Raw genomic sequence first — 18818 nt, forward strand, 5'->3', positions numbered from 1 at the left:
TAGTGATTTTGACGAAATACACTACCAAACAGAAGAGGTGCCCTCTATATGATAGCGAAAAAAGGTCAAAATAATCAACTACCATTAGAAATAAAAGCAAAATTCGATGAGTTGAAGATTCTAAAACATTTACGTCAGGCAGGAATTCAAAAAGCCTTCGGCTTTTCCAGTGGTTATCTTTTTCAGCTTATTTTTCGTCTGATCTTTACCCAAAGAAATTGGTATCGTTTACTGGAGAGTAATAAAGCAGATGAATTACCAGGCAAGGATGCTGTTTATCGTTTTTTAAACTACCCGAAGTTTGCCTGGCGCCGCTTCCTGACGGCACTAAGCGTATTCACGATTATGAAAGTCAGCCGTTTGACGAGCACCTGCCACACTAAAGTACTCATTCTGGATGATTCATCTTTTTATCGCGACCGCAGTAAGCGCGTCGAACTTTTGGCTCATTGTTTTGACCATGCCAGGAGAAGACACTACAAAGGATTTCGTATGCTGACATTAGGATGGTCCGACGGATCAACGTTCCTGCCCATTGATTTTTCACTCCTTAGTTCAAGCAAAGAAAAGGCAAAAATTAATGATATCAATTCGACGATTGATAAGCGTTGTTCCGGCTATAAAAGACGAATCGAAGCTTTACAAACAGCTCCTGAACAAATCCCTGGGATGGTTAAACGGGCCTTGTTGAACGGAATTGATGCATCCTATGTTCTGATGGACAGCTGGTTTACCCAACAACCTTTGATCAAGGCTTTGACCGATCAAGGTATCGATGTTATTGGTATGGTGAAACCAACGAATCAGCGCTATCGAGTAGGCTCTCAATGGGTTGGATTAAGAACGCTGTATCGACTGTCGAAGCCCGTAACCAGTCACAAAGAAATTTTACGTTCTATTCGTACCACAATGGCTAATGGAGTCCCGGTCAAAGTTGTGTTCGTTCAAAACCGCAATAAACAAAGTGAATGGCTAGCCATCTTAAGTACTGACTGCACACTTACAGAACAGGAAATCATTCGTACGTACGGCATGAGATGGGACATTGAATTATTTTTTAAAGCAACGAAGTCATTTCTTAAGCTTCAAAAAGAGTTCCAGGGCAGATCGTACGATCTGCTGATTAGCCACACAACCATTGTCTTTACAAGGTTTATTCTCCTGTCTTGGCAAAACCGTTGCAGTACAGATAATCGAACCCTTGGTGGTATGTTTTATGAACTCTGTGACGAAATGAATGAACTGGATTGGGCTGTAGCACTGACGCAGCTCATGGATATTCTTCATGACGCCCTAACAAAAACAAAAAAATCAATCAAAAGATGGGTTACTTGTCAACTGACACAATGGATTGAGAGCTTACCCAACTATATCAAGGTTTATCTGCCCAAATTAGGGTGCGAAAGTTGAGTTAATATAAATGAATCCATTTTTTATTTCTTTTACTGTATTCTTATAACTGTCAATAATCTTATCATTCTGTGCTATATTCCTATGCCCGTCTTGTTCCATTAAAAAGGAAACTAGTATACCAGTAAACATTAGGATAAAAGGAGAAAGCAAGAATGGAAGACTCAGGTTGTATTCACCTAATATTTGCGCTCCTATAAATCCTCCTACAAGGCCCACTGTATTCGAAATAATATTATCTATGGAAAAAAACTTGTCTGATTTAAATTGCGGTTTTAATTGATGAATCCTATCGAGCGCCCATGATTCAAGCGTACCGGATTTAAAGGATTCTCCAATTGCTGTAAGGACAGCACTCGAAAAAAGATAAAATGTATTGGAAGACCAAAATAAAAAAAACAAACCAATACTCCTAACAATTATGCTGATTATCAAGGAGTTTTTTCTTCCGAAATAATCTGATAGTGCGCCCGCTGGTATTTCAGTTAACAAACCAACAATCCAAAAAAGTACATAGTAAAAATTAATTTCTAAGTAACTAAAGCCCTGTTTTTCCAAATACACATAAAACAGGGCACTGAATAACGCTAAACTTAGCTGATAAACAGCATTTATTAAATAATATTTTATTTTAATGTTCTTAATAGATTGACCCATCTCTGTCCTCCCAAACACTAAGAATTTCTAAGATTGCATAAGAAATGGTTGATACACTAAGATTTGACATATCCAAGTTCGGACAAAATTCAACAAAATCAATACCAACTATTTGTTTGGGTAAACAATTTATAATATTTTTATATTTTTCATAATCTAATCCATTTGGAATGGGGTAAGCGACACCAGGGAAAATACTCGGGTCAAAAACGTCGCAGTCCACTGTAATAAATGTAGGGATATCCTCTCGAATTATACTTTTAAGATTATTAAGTTGATTTAAAGATAAGTAGGTGACCTTACCTTCCTTAATATTATTATTTTGAGGACCTCTTATCCCTACTTGAATGATATTTTCAATTTTCTCCTCTTTTAATAGTTCCCTCATAAAACTCCCATGTTCAACAGTTTCCCACCTTGTATACCCCAAGTCTGAATGAGCATCTAATTGAACGATTTGTAAAGACTCATATGCATTTATAAGACCTTTTACTATTGTATAAGTTATACTGTGGTCTCCTCCAATAAAAATTGGTTTTATGTTTGTGCAAGTATAAATGAACCTGCTTAGTTTTTCTATGCGGTCTATATTAAGTAATTGATTATTAGTTAGGCTAAGATTTCCGTAATCTCTTATAATTTGTCCTTTCAATTTTTGGCTATGCTCAATGGGATCATAATAACCAAGTGTAAGCCCATTAGGTGCGCTGTTCAGAAATCCAATTTGTTTTGAAAAATCTCTAATCGCATCTGGAGCAGCACGAGAACCTGAAAAAAAAGCTGAACCATTATCGTACCCAACTCCAAAAAAGCCAATAATAGTTTTACCACTTTCATTATTGTATATTGCCATTGAATAGTGCCAACTGCGCCATATTTTAGAGCATGTTAGGACATAATATAGAGCCACTTGTGACATCACCAGAGCCACCTCCTGTATAATTGTCTTGTACCACAGGTACAAATTCATTTAATAGGAGGTTTTTGTGTGGTTAAATACCGTGAGATTCTACGTCTTCATGCACAGGAGTTAAGCATTCGAAGCATTGCTTCAAGCGTAGGTAGTTCTAGGAATACAGTCAGTGACGTCTTGAAAAAGGCTGAGGAAAAAGATATTTTATGGCCACTTGAAAAAGATGTTGATGATGCAGAGCTGCAGACACTACTGTTTCCGGAAAAGAATCAATCAGAGGTGAGACAGAAACCGGACGGTGACTACATTCATAAGGAAATGGCTCGGAGCGGTGTAACTCTATCTCTGCTTTGGCATGAATACGTTCAATCGTGCCGCGAGCGAAGAGAGATTCCTTATAGCTATCGGCAATTCTGTCGCTTTTATACCCGTTACGTCACTAAGACAAAAGCAACGATGCGGATTAAGCGAAAGCCAGGAGAAGCAATGGAAGTCGATTGGGCAGGACAAACGGCGTCAGTTAAGGATTCGATCTCTGGACAAGTGCATCCAGCTTATGTTTTTGTCGCAGTCCTTCCCTGCACCCAATACGCATACGTTGAAGCTTTTTTATCCATGAACACGACGAGTTGGATACACGCACATATCCATGCCTTTCATTTTTTTAATGGTGTTCCTCGAACTATTATTCCCGATAATCTTAAGACGGGTGTTGATCATTCTTCAAGTACAAATCCGATCATTAATCGGACCTACCAAGAATTTGCGGAATACTATCAAACTGTGATTATCCCTGCTAGAGTTCGTCATCCGAAAGATAAACCTAATGTTGAAGGCACCGTAAAAATCATATCCACTTGGATTATTGCCGCATTAAGAAATGGTCAGTACTTTTCCATCCAAGAACTCAATGAATCCATTAAAGAAAAATTAGTAGAATACAATCAAAAACCGTTTCAAAAGAAAAATGGAAGCAGACAATCCGCCTTCACGGAGGAAGAGAGCTTTGCGCTGCTCCCTTTGCCAGCTTCCCCATACGAATTAGCCACTTGGAAAACAGCTACCGTACCCTATGATTATCACATATCTGTAGAAAAAATGTATTACTCTGTTCCCTATGAATACTTAAAACATCAAGTAGATATTCGCGTGACCGAACGCATAATCGAAGTCTTCTATCACACGATGCGCATTGCCTCGCATGTTCGACTGTATGGAAAAATGGGTCAATTATCAACAAATCCTGATCATATGCCTGATCAACATAAAGACTATTTAACTTTTACACCAGAACATTTTTTATCCTGGTCAAAAACGATTGGCTCCCATACACATACAATGATCCAAGCGATTCTTACATCCTATAAGGTTGAGAAACAAGCTTTGAAATCCTGTTTAGCCCTTTCAAAACTGGCGGACAAATATTCAGTAGAACGGTTAGAGTCCGCATGCATGAGAGCGCTCAACTACTCTCCACGGCCTAATATTAAGAGCATCGCAACGATCTTAAAAACCGGACAGGACAAGCAGAAACAAGAAGCACTCGAACAAGAAAATAAAAATGAACAGCAAAAATCTCATGGGTTTATTAGAGGCGCAGCTTATTACGGGAGGAAAGAAAAATGACCAACGAAAGTACCCTTTCAAAATTAAATGATCTACGCTTAAGTGCAATGGCTGAGTATTATCATGAACAACTTCACAATCCTCAATTTAACGACCTATCCTTTGAAGAACGTTTCAGCCTGCTCGTGGATCGAGAATGGGATCGTAGGAAAAACAACAAGCTTGCCCGTCTCATTAAAAATGCCGGGTTCCGCTACCCTCAGGCGTGTATTGAAGATATTGAATATCATCCTGATCGCAAACTGGATAAGGCTCAAATTCTACGATTAGCCTCAGGCCATTATATACAAGAAAAGCATAACTTAATTATCAAAGGTGCCTCTGGGAACGGTAAGTCTTACATGTCTTGTGCATTTGGGATCGCTGCGTGTCGACAATTTTATACAGTAAAGTATATTCGCTTGCCAGATCTATTAGATGAACTCGCCGTCGCCAGAGGAGAAGGCATTTTCCAAAAAGTAATGAAAATGTACCGAAAGGTAAATCTTCTTATTCTCGATGAGTGGCTTCTCACTTCATTAAAGGGAAACGAAGCACGAGATTTACTTGAAATTGTAGAGGCAAGACACCAAACAGCCTCCACAATATTCTGCTCACAATTCGATACACAAGGATGGTATGAAAGTATTGGTGAAGCAACATTAGCCGATGCGATCTTGGATCGAATCATTCATGACTCTTATAGTCTCTTAATTGACGGAGAAGTATCTATGAGAGAACGGCATGGGATAAAGAAATAATTGAAGTTGAGCCACCATCGAACGATGGTGGCTCTTATGATGGCAAGAGTGGCTTTCAAATCTGGCCGAAGTGGCTCCGAAATATGGCACAAGTGGACTTCTCCGATGGCAATATACAATTATCATCAACAATGAGATTACCTTGATTTGAACAAAATAATGTACCGGATCTTGGATCCATCAAATACTTGGCAGACATCGCTTCTTTCGAGTAATTTTTAGGGATTTCTTCTATAAATCCTTCTTCAATTAAATTGCGTACAATTAATTCCAGATTATCCGCTTCGACAACATTTAAAATATCACTTAATGATACTGGTGTTTTAAAAAGGTTTACAAGATAAACAACATCAGGTGATACTTTAACTGAAAACCCAGTTAATTTATTAATAAGTTTATTTTTATATATTATTAGGTGCGGTGATTGTACTAATTTCATTTTTCCTCCATATTGTTATGAAAAAAACGGTTTAGTTTCAAGGTCATCGATACTTGTTTTAAAATCTGACATCTTTAGTTGTTTAGGCAGTTCAAACATACGTGGAGATATACGTCTTAAGGTATCGTCAGTTGATTGAAATCCAGGTACAATTACTCTAACAGTTTTTATTGGGTTATCAGTTCTTGATAAATTTACTGCATAAACTGAATAATTTAAGGCATGCAATTTATTAATAATAAACTGTATATTTGACTTTAAGTTATCACTTGAATGATTTGGTAAGCTTTCAAACGATACATCATTAATTTTTGAATTTTCTAAAAATTTGTTGATCCACGTTGTATCACCGTGTCCCCAAGCAAAATATGGTTTATAATTTTTAATGGTCTCCGAAGAAGGATTTTTATTTAACATAACTTGAGAAACTCTTAATTGAATTGCTTCTGTTATAGATCTTAAAATAGCTGTTGATGGATTAAGAGAAGCGCCGGCACCGTGAGTAAAAATTGGAAAATTATTGTTTCTGTCTTCAGTAACACAGTGAATTACGCAGATATGAGTATCATTTTTTAGATATTTAAGATGGACTTTGATGCTATTGCTTTTTAAATAGTCGATCAGTTCTTTTATTTTATAGTTTTTTATTGTTTTTTGATCAACATCTTTTCCAATCAAGCCTTGACGGTAATAAATTGCGTATGAATCTCTTTCGATTATTTCACACAGACCTTGATAAATTGCCTCCTCAGTTGAGGATCCCGATGCTAGACCAGTGGTATCTTGAGGGATAAACTGTTTTTCTCTTACTTTGGGTTGATAAATGAAAAATACAGCATTTGCTGGTATATAAACATCCTTTTCATCTAACAGCTTTACTCCCTTTACCCAATCAATTTTTTTATCAGAACTATAAGGAAAACTGTATTCTGGATCTAGAATTAACTTAATAGGATTAAGCACTGGCTTGTTTTCTAATAGTAATTCATTATAAGAAGCCTCTATCATGGGTTCTGTCCCGTGAACTCTAGCATTGTATCTCTCAAGAGCTTCACCAATGGCGCTCATTTTTGCTTGATCTGCATCTGGACCTTTGCCGCCATGAACAATAAACGATTTTTCTAAGGGGTTACTAGCCATTAGACACCCAAATACAGGGAGATACAATTTTTTATCGTAATTACTTTGATCATTTAGATCATATACGGGTCCAAAAGGACTAATATAATTCTGTACTTGTTGAAAAGCATCTTTTGGTTTTTTTATACGACTTCCACTAATATCATATTTAATATCTCTATCAATAATGTTTATATTATTAGTTTTTATAGTGTGTGGATTGCAATAACAACTTTCCTTCTTAATTATGGAATATCTTTTAATGCTTAACTGTTTTAGGCTGATAAGAATAATCTTTCCAATTAATTCTTCATTATTAATAATTTCATTAATCAAAAACTGGAAATATAACTTTTCTAGTGCCACATTCGAAGAGTAAGGAATATTACTAATTTTATTAAATTTGTAAATATAAGGATGTGTTTCAATCCAGCGTTCTATAACACAATTCAGACAGTAATGAGAATTGTTAATATAAGTAAATAGTAAATAACCATCTAGTGAAACAATTGCATAATAGTTGTCCATACTGTAGAGTTGTTTAGCGTACTTCTTAATTTGATTTACAGAAAGATTCGACAAGAGGACTATTTTTTTCTTAATTTTGCTATTCATAAATTCATTAAAATTATTGGTATACTTAACTTTTATAGGTAAAGAAATATCTTTTGAAAAGCTTTCAAAGTTGCTATTTATGTATATTATTATTTCATCATTATTCACTATTTGTTTTAAATTGTTAAAATGAAGTTCAATAAAATCACGCATTTCAGATACATTATCTGGGTCAAATTGGTCTACATTATCATTGTTCGCTATAACGTTACCGATCTTTACTGCTGTATTTGCATCATCCGACTTTATCAAATGTACTTTATTAGGCTCTCTAATGAAAAATGATTTTAAATCATTTTCGTAAAATCTTAGATTATAACGTTCACTCTTTCTATCTTTCATTTTAATATCCCCCTCGTAAAATATTGTAGCCACACCAAATCAATCCGGTGTAGCTACAATAGGTGTTATCGTTCAATTGAATAACTGCGTTTAGCCTGAGCATTTACTTCCTTTGTTTCAATGCCAAATTCCAGATTTAAACGTTTCTTTTTATTCTTTTGTGACTTCTCCATGGATATCACCTCCTATAAATATCATTTAAGTTGCTTACTCCACTATGTTAACAAGTTAATAATGGAAAGGGTGTCATAAATTGTCGATATTAAAAATAATAATAAACTTTATTTGGCGTAACCGACTTTGTCACGGGACAAGAACGGCCAAAATAAATTCAAGATAAACAAATAGGGTATTTATTTATCGCTCCATTCTTTTTCTTGCTTTTTTCAGTGCTTAAATATCAATAAAGCACATTTGTCAATGATTGATCAACATCCTACCAAGAATAAAAAGTGCAGAATATTATTTTTCATATGTGCAATTTATTATTAAAATTCACATTCATTTTCAAAATAACCGGAATTTCTCCGTCTATTTCTCAGATTGGGCGCTAACTTGATCGCCCCGCGGAATCTTATGACGTTTATCGTCGTCCCAGCAAGACAAAACGATAAACTTTCTTTATCTGCAAAAGCACCTGTACGGCGGTAAGTCGTTTTCCGCCTAACAGGTGCTCGCTTTTCAATCGGTTACCACTCAATCGTAATCTGAGTTCCGATGTCAATGTTGGGAATGGGGTTGTTTTCGAGATATAAGGTTCCCGCTAGATCTGCCTTCGTACTGCCGTCGAATCGCATGGTGATATGGCCAAGATCGGCGAGATTTTTCTGAACGAGACGTCCAACGGCTGTTATCTTGAATCTGCTGTCGTCTATAAATAAATATTGGCCTGTTTGAATCGCATCATGAACCGATTTTACATCGATACCGAAGCAATAGTCTTTTAATCCATCAGGTGCCTCACTGCCAAACAAAATAAGCATTTTTTCCTGAAGAAAATCTTTTGCTAGATTTCCAATGCTTTTAATTTCCGTTTTATAGATCTCTATACTATCCGCTGATTTTTTTTTCATACCGAACATTTTTCACCCTCCTTTAAGCGCAAACGGTTGTTTCAAACGTAGAGTCCGAAGCTGCAGAGCCAAGCAAGAACAACACGCGGCACACCGGTTAAAAACCGTGAATAGAGTACAGCTGGAACACCAACTTCTACGGTTTCCGGTTTCGCTTCGGCAAGACCTAATCCGACCGGAACAAAGTCGCAAGCGTTTTGCGTGTTAATCGCAAAAAGTGCTGGCAATGCTAATTGCGGTGGAATATTTCCTTTGCCAATTTCTACACCGATTAATGTTCCGATGACTTGCCCGATGACTCCGCCTGGTCCAAGCAACGGTGAAAGGAAAGGAAGTGAGCAGATAAACCCAATCAGTATCAAGCCCCATATATTTCCTGCAAGCGGAGACATCACTTTACCAAACCAATTACCGATCCCGGAGCCTTGAATAATACCAATAATCATCGCCACAAACGCCATAAAAGGAAGAATTGTATTAATCATGGTCTGAACGGCATCACGTCCCGCCTGATACAACGTACTGATTACTTTCCCTGCGCCAAGTCCGATTTTCGTAAACAGGTCTTGATGCTCGCTCGCTGCCAAAGTCTCAGATATTTTCTTATCTGAGCTGTACTTGTAGGTTTTCTGCGTATCTGATGGTGACACTCCACCCGCTTCGGACGAATCCGCTGCGCCTTCCCATGCAGAGATTTGATCAACACCAACGTTGGACACATAGATACGCTCATTAATATATTGAGCGAGCGGTCCGCTTTTACCGGTTGGCATGACATTAATCGTTGGGATGCCTTTTTTCGGATAGATGCCGCATCGGAGTGTTCCGCCGCAATCCACGATAACGACAGCAGTCTCTTCATCAGGGACACTTGTTTTAAATCCGTTAACCGGAACCCCGCCGGTAATTTCAGCAAGTTTATCAACAACCGCAGGCTTATTGCCGCCCCCGACAATATAGACAATTTTATCTTTTCCTTCGGTAGGTGTAATCGTTAGCGGTCCGCCATAGCCGCCGCTTCCTTTGACAACTCGAGCTGATTTGTACATGTTATTCACCCTCTCAACTATTTTTTAGATCTGCTGTTTTACTTAACGTCACATTTTGCTGTTTTGATACCCATCCGGTCATAAAGTCGGTGATCCATCCACAGAAGAAATTAGCGACAAGACCGACAAGCAAGTATCGGATGGCAAGAGGTGTCGCGTCTAACCCCAATTGCTGAACTCCTTGAGCAATGCCAAGCCAGATAAAGAGTTCGGCAGCGTTAATATGCGGGAATACACCGTTGCTTGTATGGCAGAAATAGGCAGCAGAAGCAAAATAACTCGGCTTATAGTACTCAGGCATGAACCGTCCGAGCGAATGCACCATTGGATTGGCCAGCATAAACGCGCCGAGAAAAGGCAGAACCATGTAACGAAGAAGCGGATTGCTTGCGGATTTGGCCGCCAGCTTGTTAATCCGATCAGCACCAATTAAACCGATTAAAGCGTTCATCGCAACGAGAAGCATGAGTACAAGCGGCACAATGCCGGTCATCCAGGACATAAATGTCTTGCCGCCCATTTGAAAAAGATAGATAAATCCTTTTGCCGCACCTACTAATAGATCCATTTTGTTCACCCCTGATTATTTGATTTCCGTACTTTCTGGAATAGGCTCTTAATCATAACTGACGCACCTGCCGCCGGAGTTCTCGGAGCCTCCTTGATGACCCCGCCATTTGCGACAACCGTGTAATTATGCACACTGTCGGCGATGGCCCTCTGGAGCAGCTTGTTGCATCGTTTGACTTTCAGTTCCGGCAAGCGCTGAATATTCTCATGAAGAAACTCATTCATTTCATGAAAACGGGCCAGTATCGTGACCCCCTGCATCTTCCGCGCATCCACGATGTTACCGTCTTGATCAACGGTAAAAAAGACAATGGTTCCGGACTTGAAATGTCCTTTTTTTCGTCCAATGGCTACCTTCCCTTTTCGACGCATCTCTACAAATACATTGGAAAAATGCTTGATTTGAAAATAACCAAGGAAAATTTGCAATAAGAACGCACCACCGATAAAAATCATTAAAGTAAAGTAAAACATTGGGCTTCACTCTCTTCCGATTAGTGATGAAGCAGCTGACGCTTCACGAGCAGCCTAAAATCTGAACACGTTGTTTCTTTAGACAAATCATGAAGCCAATCATCATTTTTTGCAAGCGCTATCATTTCTTCGTACAGTTGGACGAGCAGAGTTTCATTCTGATTGTTTTCAGGTATCCCGAGCAGGAAAACAATTCGGATTTCACGATGCTCTTCTTGGTGTTTCTCCGGATAAACGCCTACAGCCAGAACAATATCCGAATTCCCCATATTTACAGTGTGGGGAAACGCAATACCATGGTCAAAAACAGTGGATCTCATTTTCTCTCTCTTGATTAAGCGCTCCTTAAATTGAGCGTCTACTGTATTTACTTCTTCCAAGTGATGAATCATCCGTTTCAGATTCTCATAATACGGCCTGCGATCTGACAAGAGAAAGAAGCGATCCGTATTCAATAATCGGCAAATAATCGATTCTTCTTGTCGATTGCCTGTTATGTGCAGATGATCAAGTACACATAGTTTACTGATTTTTTGAGCAAGCGCTCGCTCATCAAAGATATCCTTTACTTCAATAATCGGTGGTTTTATATGATTGGGTAATGATACTGTTGAAAAAACTAAATCAAATGTGTCCATTACTTCCTTTGTTGCCGTTCGTGAAGAAAAAAGTTGTATCGCTACATGTTCAGGCAATATTTCTTTTAATTGCATTGAGATGATTCGGGCAGATCCGCGTCCCGTATCACATACAATGGCAATGCGCGCCAATTGCCGCCTATTATGATTTTGACTTTCTTTAACAGCAATCCCAAAATAATAAGCAAGGTAGCTAAGTTCTGCTTCCGACACGTCAATTTGGTACTTTCTTTTTATAACATCATGAGCGATAGTTGCAATTTCACAGGCAAGCGGGTATTTTTCTTGGACCTCGTTCATCAATGAGTTATAAATTTTCACACCGAATATCAGGCGATTTAACATGAATAGCAGATGGTAACCCAATTCATTTGTAATATTCGTAAAATCAATGGTAATGTTCAATTGCTTAACCACTTGCTCCTCAATATCCGCAATAAGCTCCTTTATAGATTGGGGAAGTGAGGCGGCCATTATATTGGGAAGATGAATCGGCGAACGCCTTCCCAAAATTGGAACCGTGATAAAGGCACGTTCTGTCAACGAAAGCGGCGTCTCACTTTGTCTTTCCAGCTTACAAGCAAGCGCGTCCACCATTTGATATTCTTTCGTCTTTATGACATACCGTTGATCAAACTCATCACTGTCTTTTGTTAACGGATGATCCACAGCACGATGGAGCGCGACACTAATATATCGAGCAAACTCCTGCTCTGTCGGTTCTGCCAATAGATACTTTGCAGAAAACTGATGAACCAAATCAAGTACCTTTTTCTCAATTGGATGATCCAGTATATGATCATTATTTTGTAGCATATAAAGCCGTTTGTGCCATTCCGATCCCTGCAATTGAATCCCTTGATTTGGTTTTCCTTTAATTACTAAATCATAGGGTTCAAGCGTCACACGCAATCGTGTCAAATCATTGACCAGTGTTGAACGGCTTACACTTAATTGTTCGGATAGATCATCCATTGTTATCGGCTGTTTGGCAGTTAATAACTGAGCGATTAAATTTCTCGCTCGTTTTTCCGGTGAGTCTGATGATTTTTGATCTCTAATTAATGCATTCGTTATTTTCTTGTAAGCCTGCTCGCGGTAGACGCGTAAAACGTATTGCCCCTTATTTAATTGAATTTCAGCGGTCTTCTTGAATTCATTATTGAGTACGGTTACGTCGTTTCTTATCGTTCGCTGCGTCACAGACAGTTCTTTAGCCAAATCTTCCATTGACACGACTTCTTTTTCTCGAAATTCATGTAGAATAATTGAGAGACGGTCATCCTGTGTGAATCTGCTCATTTTATTCCCCTTTGACTGTTCTACATTGGGAAGGTTATGAAGCTCAGCATCAACCTCTTGACTTACCTCCCGTAATGTTCACTGTAGTCCCAGTAATATAATAAGCGCGCTCTGAAAGCAAATAGGTAACTAAATTACCAATGTCATCTAGACGACCTGGTCTCCCGAGTGGTACTGCTTTGGCGTAACCCGTGCCCAATTGATCTACCGTAATGTTTCGCGTATAGGCAAGCGCTTCATTGTAGGCATCCGTCGTCAGTCCTGTTTTTTCATTGATCCCCGGCGCAACAGCAACAACACGAATATGGTGACTGCCGAGTTCTTTCGCCCATGAACGTGTAAATCCGTTCACGGCGCCTTTTGTAGCGGAGTAGCAACTCTGGCCGTTGGAGCCTTCCATACCCGCTTCTGAAGAAAGATTGACCACAACGCCCTGACCCTTTTTAAGAAATTGACGGACAACGGCTTGAGTCATTAAGAATATGCCTTTCTGATTAACGCCAATCATGAGGTCGAACGCTTTTTCATCCAACTCATATTCCGGCTTCTCTCCTTTAAAGTCAACCAATAACCTTGGAAGATTAATTCCGGCATTATTCACGAGCCCGTCAACGGTTCCAAATTTAGCGACTACATGATCAACTAAGTGCTCAACACTTGCTTTTTTTGTCACATCAAGCTGAACGTAATAGATTCCTTCTTCATCCTGTGATCCGGTCTCTGCATTCAGATCGCCAACAACAACCTGAGCGCCCGATTCTTTAAGTGTATGCGCAATGTGTTTGCCAATTCCTGATGCGCCGCCTGTCACAATGATTACCTTATTTTCTAATCCAAGCCATGATGCATCAACCATTTTCAATCGCTCCCTCTACTTTAAACTTTTTTAATCTTCATGTTCATCATTTCTTACAACGGGATTAACATTTTCAATTGATTCATGTGTTTATCTCTTTACGGTTTCATTATAATAGCGCTTTCATAAATAATTAATACGGACTTTTTCTCATGTCTTGGAAATGCATTGTATGAATGCGTGTCACGAAAATTCTGCCGAATCTCAAGCCGCAAATGAATTAGATCAGAACAGTCCAATTAATGATCGGGTTGTCAAAACCTTTGTCATGCGTTATTATTTTTCTATCAATAGGCGATGACGTTCGCCTTTAACTGCTGGAGTCTGCCCGCTGATAACGTCTACCTTGTACCCTTTTAATAAGGGGTACTTAAGGTAGGCGTTTTTCATTTATTCATTTATTCATTTATTCATCAAGGAGGAATCGTTTTGCTTTATTTATGGCTTATTCTGTTTGGCGTATTAGGCGCCCTCTCACGGTATTCATTAGAATGCTTGATTCACGGCACCGCTTTCCCTTTCGCAACGCTTTTGATTAATGTGCTCGGTTGCTTCGCAATCACTTTTTTCGCGCAATCATCGCACTTTATCCGAAATTTTTCCGCTAAGTGGCTCTATATAATCAGCACCGGCTTTATCGGCTCATTCACAACGCTCTCTGCCTTTCTGCTTGAAGTTGTCACTATGGTTCACGGCGGACATCTGCTGCTTGCCGCCTTTTATTTTGCGACAACGATGATCAGCGGAATGGCTTCCTGCTGGCTTGGATTCATCGCCGGCCATTCGCTTTTCAGGGTGAAGGAGGAAACGAAGTCATGATGATCAATGGACTGATGGTCGCAATCGGCGCCGTTTTCGGTGTAGTCGGACGCGCCTACTTATCAAAAAATATTAACACGGAAAAAAGATCTGTGTTCCCTGTCGCTACGTTCATCATCAATATGATCGGCTGCTTTATATTGGGCATTATTATCGCTCTGCCACTCAATCCGCATCTGCTCTTAATGCTCGCCACCGGGCTGATTGGCACGTTTACGACCTTTTCAACCTTTAATGTGGAAAACATGAACCTTCTCCGTGAGAAAAGGTATGCCCTTCTTCTCAGTTACGCGGGCAGCACCTACGTAGGCGGTATTCTATTGATTTATGCAGGTTTAGCTACCGGGCATTTGATTGTCTGAATTATGATCATTTTAATGAAAGATTGGAAGATATGGGAATCACGCAGGCTGGAAATTTTGAAGCGACACTATGCCCAAATAAAATAGGCACATATGAAATCAGTAAGTGGATTGAAAGCCGCTCTAGGAAATCAATGAGAAATTAAGACCACGGCAAGTAAAAACGTCGTGGTTTAAAGTTGCGTGGCAGAGTAAAGGCGAAGTGCGAAGTATGCCCAGAACGGTGAAGGAAAGCAGAAACGCAAAGTTTAAAAAACAAACTCGAAAAAAGTAACGGCTAGCTGTGGAATACCTGAACCTACGGAAATGGACGCCAAGCTTAAGCTTTATCCCGGCAAGTCGGGACTTAATCTTGTAATTTTCACGTACCATGTTGTTGCGCAGTTTCCGTCTTCTCTGCAGCTGTGCTTGAATTCCAATTTGATGAAAAAACCGATCATCGGCTCGAAAAGTTCGAGATCGATGACCGGCTCATTTTTTAACATTCATTTATTTACTGGAGAGTGAAAAGTTCTGTGTGAATAAACAAAAGGATAACCCTTAAATGGGATTTTATGGTATCCTCTATTTCTACGACAAAAGAGAGGATAAAATCGCCAAGGGTTATCGTAGTTCTTATTCTATCGTGTTCCTTCGCGATTGACTAGTGCCATGTTAAAATTTATTGATTCTGTACTTCTGTTCTTCCGTTCTTGTTTCCATAGATTCGCTACGTTTCAATGGTTTGTTGTGATCATTATCGGTTTGATGATACGTTCTGACTGTCTCGGAATCACTTCGGTGATTCGTGACTTGTCCCTAAACCCGAAGGGTTATGAGTCCATGATTCATTTCTTTCGTTCTTCCGCATGGTCTTTGAGCGAACTACGGCAACAGTGGCTGCGCGTGGTGCTCAAGTTTGCGCCGCTCAAGCATGAAGCGGGCGCCGTGGTTCTCGTTGGCGATGGCGTCAAACAGGCGAAAGAAGCCCGCTACATGCCCGCTGTGAAGAAATTGTTTCAAGAGTCCGAGGATGTATCCAAGTCCGCCTTCATCTTTGGACATCTCTGGGGTTCTGTGGGCATCCTGATCGGAAACGCTGGAAAGTTGTTCTGCCTACCTCTTTTTCTTCGCCTTCATGATGGTGTCCAGACGATTCGTCAATGGGAAACGTGCGATGAAAATCAAGACTCCCACGTGGTGCAAATGATTGATCAAGGATTTTCAGCCGCTCGGGTGCTGGGACGTGCGTTGTTTCTACTTGACCGTTATTTCTTGTCTGTACCTGCACTTCGTCGGTTGAATCAACGGAATCAGGAAGGAAGCACGCAACTGGATCTGGTGACGAAAGCAAAAACCTCCTGCGTGGCTTATGAACACCCCGTTCAAACGGGCGGACGGGGACGTCCACGGAAAAAAGGAACCAAAGTGCATGTAAGCACACTGTTTGAAACGCAGGAGAACCAGTTTCAAACGACCCGTCTGTCTCTTTATGGGAAAAAAGAGACGGTCTCTTATCTCTGCCTTGATCTGCTTTGGGGGCAAGGACTGTATCAAGAACTGCGTTTTGTGCTCGTTGTGATGGGTGGACGCCGTTCGATTCTTGCCAGCACGGATCAATCCTTAGAACCGGAGGCCATCATCCGGCTTTATGCCTGGCGTTTTACCACCGAAACTACTTTTCGAGCGATGAAACAGTCACTCGGTGCTTTTGCCTATCATTTTTGGAGCCGTTCGATGCCCAAACTGAACCGTTATCGCAAATCGGATGAACCCGATCCGCTGGATCACATAACCGAAGACCGCGCACAAAAACGGATTGTTCAAACGGTCAAAGCGATTGAAGGATCCATGATGTGCCACTGCATCGCGATGGGCTTGCTTCAGATGATTGCGTTGCGTCATGACACGAAGAGACAAAAGAATCTTTTTCGCTTTTTACGAACCCCATCCAAGGGAGCAGCTTCAGAAGCAACCATTATGGCTCATTTACGTCAGACGATTTTTCAACGGTTTGCCCGAAATCAGCATTTAGCCATAACGCAAATAATTCGAGAAAAGCAGGAAACACCTGAGTTACAGGACGAATTAATGATTTCTTAAGAGCCTAGAACTTTTGACTGCCCAGTTATTTAAATACGGAAAGCAGGCCCTTGCTCTTGTTCTCCATTGCAAGTACCTGCTCATGCATTTTATGAATGATTTGCGGTGCATCCATTGGGTCGGCTATCATCTCAATGATGCAGAGCTGCCTGGTACATTTTTTCTCTGCTTCAGTAACTGCTTGACGCAATTCACTGTCTGTGGATACTTGAACAGTGAATGCTTCATGGCGAAAGATTTCGGGCAATTTATGATAATCCCAGTCAGGAAAGTTATTATATACCGTGCTTTTTACTGTATTGATGTATTTTTCAATCGTGTAGCCTTTATTGTTCAGCACAAAGATGATTGGTTTGCAGTCGTTTTCCAGCATTGAGCTTAATTCTTGCACGTTCATCTGCATCGAGCCTTCACCCGTAAAGAGCAGGACGCGTCGGTTCGGAGCAGCGACACATGCGCCGAATGCCGCCGGAAGCGCATAACCGATCGCGCCCCATCCGCCTTGCGTGATATAGGTAACTCCTTTTTTCAATCGAGTCTCCGCCAATCCCCAAGCAAATGTTCCGGATTCGGTAACAACAATGTCCCGTTCCTGAAACATAGTCTGGAACTGCGGATAGTAGCCATCCGCAGATAGCGTGCCATCGTCCGTCTTTTGGTGATCAAAAGGAAACACCGGCTGCTGCGGCAAGGTCCATGAATGATCCCCTGTTGGAAACGCGTCAATCATATCATCAATGATAATGTTCGGATACATTGTTTTTCCGATTTGAACATAATTAGGCATCACATTGATGACCGCGAGCGGATCAATGGTGTCGGTAAACAGTCCGGTATTGTAATCGTTCCAAACCGCTCCGAACGCAAGCACACAATCCGAGTGTTCAACGAGCTGCCGCGCTGCTTCATTGCTGCCAAGTTGTCCACAGTAAAAGCCCGCATAGTTAGGCAAGCTCTCGTCACAAGCCCCTTTTCCCATCATCATCGTGACAAATGGAACATTCATTTTCTGAGCAAGTTCTTCTACCCGCTCACCAAGTCCATAGTGCATTGCGTAAACATCAGGAAGGATAATGGGGCGTTCGGCGGTTTGCAAGCGCGCGGAAATCATTCGGACAGCTTCTTTTAATGAAGCTTTATCCGTTTTCTTTCGCTGCGGATTTCCCGCTCTCGAAGTCATCGTTGCGGTCACAACATCCGTAGGGATCGTCAAATAAACAGGTTTCTTTGTTTCCCGAGCCTTGGCGATTGCGTTGGGGATCTCAACACCGGCATTTTCCGGAGTGATGGCGGCCGCATAGGCCGTAATTTGCTCGTACACTTTTTTAAACGTGTCAAAATTACCGTCGAGCAGCGTATGATGCATCAGTTTGTGCTGCGTCTGCATTATCGCTTTCGGGCCACCGACAATATGGATGATCGGCACCGATTCACTATAGGCACCGGCAATTGCGTTGCATGCGCTCAATTCACCAACGCCGAACGTCGTGATCAGTGCACCAATCCCCTTTACACGCGCATAGCCATCAGCCGCATAACCCGCATTCAACTCATTCCGACAGTGGACAAAATTAAGTTCTCCATCCCTTTCAATCTGATCAAGCAATGAAAAATTATAATCACCCGGGACCCCGAAAATGTCTGTAATGGTTTCGTTTTTCAAGCACTCCAACAAAAATTCACCGACCTGCATCACTCTGCCCCCTTGTTAAGACTTGTCATGTGCCTTATT

General features: G+C 40.5%; 17 protein-coding genes and 1 riboswitch. Of the genes, 6 read left to right on the top strand and 11 right to left on the bottom strand.

Features of this window, described 5'->3' with window-relative positions; genetic code table 11:
- Positions 1-48: 48 nt before the first annotated feature.
- Positions 49-1410 carry an IS4 family transposase gene (locus ABWW58_RS11120; protein WP_353867754.1) on the top strand — a complete coding sequence of 454 codons (1362 nt, stop codon included), beginning with the start codon at positions 49-51 and terminating at the stop codon, positions 1408-1410.
- Here ABWW58_RS11120 and ABWW58_RS11125 read toward each other — a convergent pair.
- Both ABWW58_RS11125 and ABWW58_RS11130 read right to left on the bottom strand, forming a co-directional pair.
- Complete coding sequence (locus ABWW58_RS11125; RefSeq protein ID WP_353869213.1) at positions 1393-2067, bottom strand: MFS transporter; 675 nt, start codon at positions 2065-2067, stop codon at positions 1393-1395. The genes ABWW58_RS11120 and ABWW58_RS11125 overlap by 18 nt on opposite strands.
- Positions 2051-2986: an arginase family protein gene (locus tag ABWW58_RS11130; RefSeq protein ID WP_353869429.1), complete on the bottom strand. Its 936-nt coding sequence runs from the start codon at positions 2984-2986 to the stop codon at positions 2051-2053. Before ABWW58_RS11130 ends, ABWW58_RS11125 begins: the two co-directional genes overlap by 17 nt.
- 69 nt (positions 2987-3055) lie before the next feature.
- Here ABWW58_RS11130 and istA point away from each other — a divergent pair, with 69 nt between their 5' ends.
- The gene (gene istA, locus ABWW58_RS11135; protein ID WP_353868039.1) at positions 3056-4606 is read left to right on the top strand and encodes an IS21 family transposase; all 1551 of its coding nucleotides are present in this window, start codon (positions 3056-3058) and stop codon (positions 4604-4606) included.
- Positions 4603-5346: an IS21-like element helper ATPase IstB gene (gene istB, locus ABWW58_RS11140; protein WP_353868040.1), complete on the top strand. Its 744-nt coding sequence runs from the start codon at positions 4603-4605 to the stop codon at positions 5344-5346. Before istA ends, istB begins: the two co-directional genes overlap by 4 nt.
- Positions 5347-5401: 55 nt before the next feature.
- On the opposite strand, the gene ABWW58_RS11145 is transcribed toward istB, so the two are convergent.
- From ABWW58_RS11145 to ABWW58_RS11180, 8 genes are all read right to left on the bottom strand, one after another.
- Positions 5402-5785 carry a hypothetical protein gene (locus ABWW58_RS11145; RefSeq protein WP_353869214.1) on the bottom strand — a complete coding sequence of 128 codons (384 nt, stop codon included), beginning with the start codon at positions 5783-5785 and terminating at the stop codon, positions 5402-5404.
- Between the two features lie 15 nt (positions 5786-5800).
- The gene (locus ABWW58_RS11150; protein WP_353869215.1) at positions 5801-7861 is read right to left on the bottom strand and encodes a YcaO-like family protein; all 2061 of its coding nucleotides are present in this window, start codon (positions 7859-7861) and stop codon (positions 5801-5803) included.
- Positions 7862-8550: 689 nt separating this feature from the next.
- Positions 8551-8943 (bottom strand): PTS glucitol/sorbitol transporter subunit IIA, encoded by a 393-nt coding sequence (locus ABWW58_RS11155; RefSeq protein WP_353869216.1) that lies wholly within the window; start codon positions 8941-8943, stop codon positions 8551-8553.
- Between the two features lie 32 nt (positions 8944-8975).
- Entirely contained in the window at positions 8976-9983 is a 1008-nt protein-coding gene (srlE, locus tag ABWW58_RS11160) for a PTS glucitol/sorbitol transporter subunit IIB (protein ID WP_353869217.1), read from the bottom strand.
- A gap of 13 nt (positions 9984-9996) precedes the next feature.
- Positions 9997-10551, bottom strand: coding sequence for a PTS glucitol/sorbitol transporter subunit IIC (gene srlA / locus ABWW58_RS11165; RefSeq protein WP_353869218.1), 555 nt, complete (start codon positions 10549-10551; stop codon positions 9997-9999).
- Positions 10552-10556: 5 nt separating this feature from the next.
- Complete coding sequence (locus ABWW58_RS11170) at positions 10557-11027, bottom strand: transcriptional regulator GutM (protein ID WP_353869219.1); 471 nt, start codon at positions 11025-11027, stop codon at positions 10557-10559.
- Between the two features lie 20 nt (positions 11028-11047).
- Complete coding sequence (locus ABWW58_RS11175) at positions 11048-12967, bottom strand: BglG family transcription antiterminator (RefSeq protein ID WP_353869220.1); 1920 nt, start codon at positions 12965-12967, stop codon at positions 11048-11050.
- A 49-nt stretch (positions 12968-13016) separates the two neighbouring features.
- Positions 13017-13823 carry an SDR family oxidoreductase gene (locus tag ABWW58_RS11180; protein WP_353869221.1) on the bottom strand — a complete coding sequence of 269 codons (807 nt, stop codon included), beginning with the start codon at positions 13821-13823 and terminating at the stop codon, positions 13017-13019.
- 284 nt (positions 13824-14107) lie between these two features.
- A riboswitch (Fluoride riboswitch) is annotated at positions 14108-14174 on the top strand.
- 78 nt (positions 14175-14252) lie between these two features.
- On the opposite strand from ABWW58_RS11180, the gene ABWW58_RS11185 reads away from it, so the two are divergent.
- The 3 genes from ABWW58_RS11185 to ABWW58_RS11195 all read left to right on the top strand — a co-directional run bounded on the left by ABWW58_RS11185 (position 14253) and on the right by ABWW58_RS11195 (position 17086).
- The gene (locus ABWW58_RS11185; RefSeq protein WP_353869222.1) at positions 14253-14642 is read left to right on the top strand and encodes a fluoride efflux transporter FluC; all 390 of its coding nucleotides are present in this window, start codon (positions 14253-14255) and stop codon (positions 14640-14642) included.
- Complete coding sequence (gene crcB / locus ABWW58_RS11190; RefSeq protein ID WP_353869223.1) at positions 14639-15004, top strand: fluoride efflux transporter CrcB; 366 nt, start codon at positions 14639-14641, stop codon at positions 15002-15004. Before ABWW58_RS11185 ends, crcB begins: the two co-directional genes overlap by 4 nt.
- 651 nt (positions 15005-15655) lie before the next feature.
- Positions 15656-17086: a transposase gene (locus ABWW58_RS11195; protein ID WP_353867738.1), complete on the top strand. Its 1431-nt coding sequence runs from the start codon at positions 15656-15658 to the stop codon at positions 17084-17086.
- Positions 17087-17111: 25 nt separating this feature from the next.
- Here the strand turns inward: ABWW58_RS11195 and ABWW58_RS11200 are convergent, their stop codons facing one another.
- Positions 17112-18779 (bottom strand): alpha-keto acid decarboxylase family protein, encoded by a 1668-nt coding sequence (locus tag ABWW58_RS11200; protein WP_353869224.1) that lies wholly within the window; start codon positions 18777-18779, stop codon positions 17112-17114.
- Between the last annotated feature and the right edge of the window lie 39 nt (positions 18780-18818).

Source organism: Sporolactobacillus caesalpiniae (assembly GCF_040513385.1).
GTDB lineage: Bacteria > Bacillota > Bacilli > Bacillales > Sporolactobacillaceae > Sporolactobacillus.

Coding starts and splice junctions, on each gene's coding strand:
- ABWW58_RS11155 (WP_353869216.1), bottom strand. CDS start 8,943: ATGTTCGGTATGAAAAAAAAATCAGCGGATAGTATAGAGATCTATAAA.
- istB (WP_353868040.1), top strand. CDS start 4,603: ATGACCAACGAAAGTACCCTTTCAAAATTAAATGATCTACGCTTAAGT.
- srlA (WP_353869218.1), bottom strand. CDS start 10,551: ATGGATCTATTAGTAGGTGCGGCAAAAGGATTTATCTATCTTTTTCAA.
- crcB (WP_353869223.1), top strand. CDS start 14,639: ATGATGATCAATGGACTGATGGTCGCAATCGGCGCCGTTTTCGGTGTA.
- ABWW58_RS11195 (WP_353867738.1), top strand. CDS start 15,656: ATGTTAAAATTTATTGATTCTGTACTTCTGTTCTTCCGTTCTTGTTTC.
- ABWW58_RS11200 (WP_353869224.1), bottom strand. CDS start 18,779: ATGCAGGTCGGTGAATTTTTGTTGGAGTGCTTGAAAAACGAAACCATT.
- ABWW58_RS11120 (WP_353867754.1), top strand. CDS start 49: ATGATAGCGAAAAAAGGTCAAAATAATCAACTACCATTAGAAATAAAA.
- ABWW58_RS11180 (WP_353869221.1), bottom strand. CDS start 13,823: ATGGTTGATGCATCATGGCTTGGATTAGAAAATAAGGTAATCATTGTG.
- srlE (WP_353869217.1), bottom strand. CDS start 9,983: ATGTACAAATCAGCTCGAGTTGTCAAAGGAAGCGGCGGCTATGGCGGA.
- ABWW58_RS11175 (WP_353869220.1), bottom strand. CDS start 12,967: ATGAGCAGATTCACACAGGATGACCGTCTCTCAATTATTCTACATGAA.
- ABWW58_RS11130 (WP_353869429.1), bottom strand. CDS start 2,986: ATGTCACAAGTGGCTCTATATTATGTCCTAACATGCTCTAAAATATGG.
- ABWW58_RS11150 (WP_353869215.1), bottom strand. CDS start 7,861: ATGAAAGATAGAAAGAGTGAACGTTATAATCTAAGATTTTACGAAAAT.
- ABWW58_RS11145 (WP_353869214.1), bottom strand. CDS start 5,785: ATGAAATTAGTACAATCACCGCACCTAATAATATATAAAAATAAACTT.
- ABWW58_RS11125 (WP_353869213.1), bottom strand. CDS start 2,067: ATGGGTCAATCTATTAAGAACATTAAAATAAAATATTATTTAATAAAT.
- ABWW58_RS11170 (WP_353869219.1), bottom strand. CDS start 11,027: ATGTTTTACTTTACTTTAATGATTTTTATCGGTGGTGCGTTCTTATTG.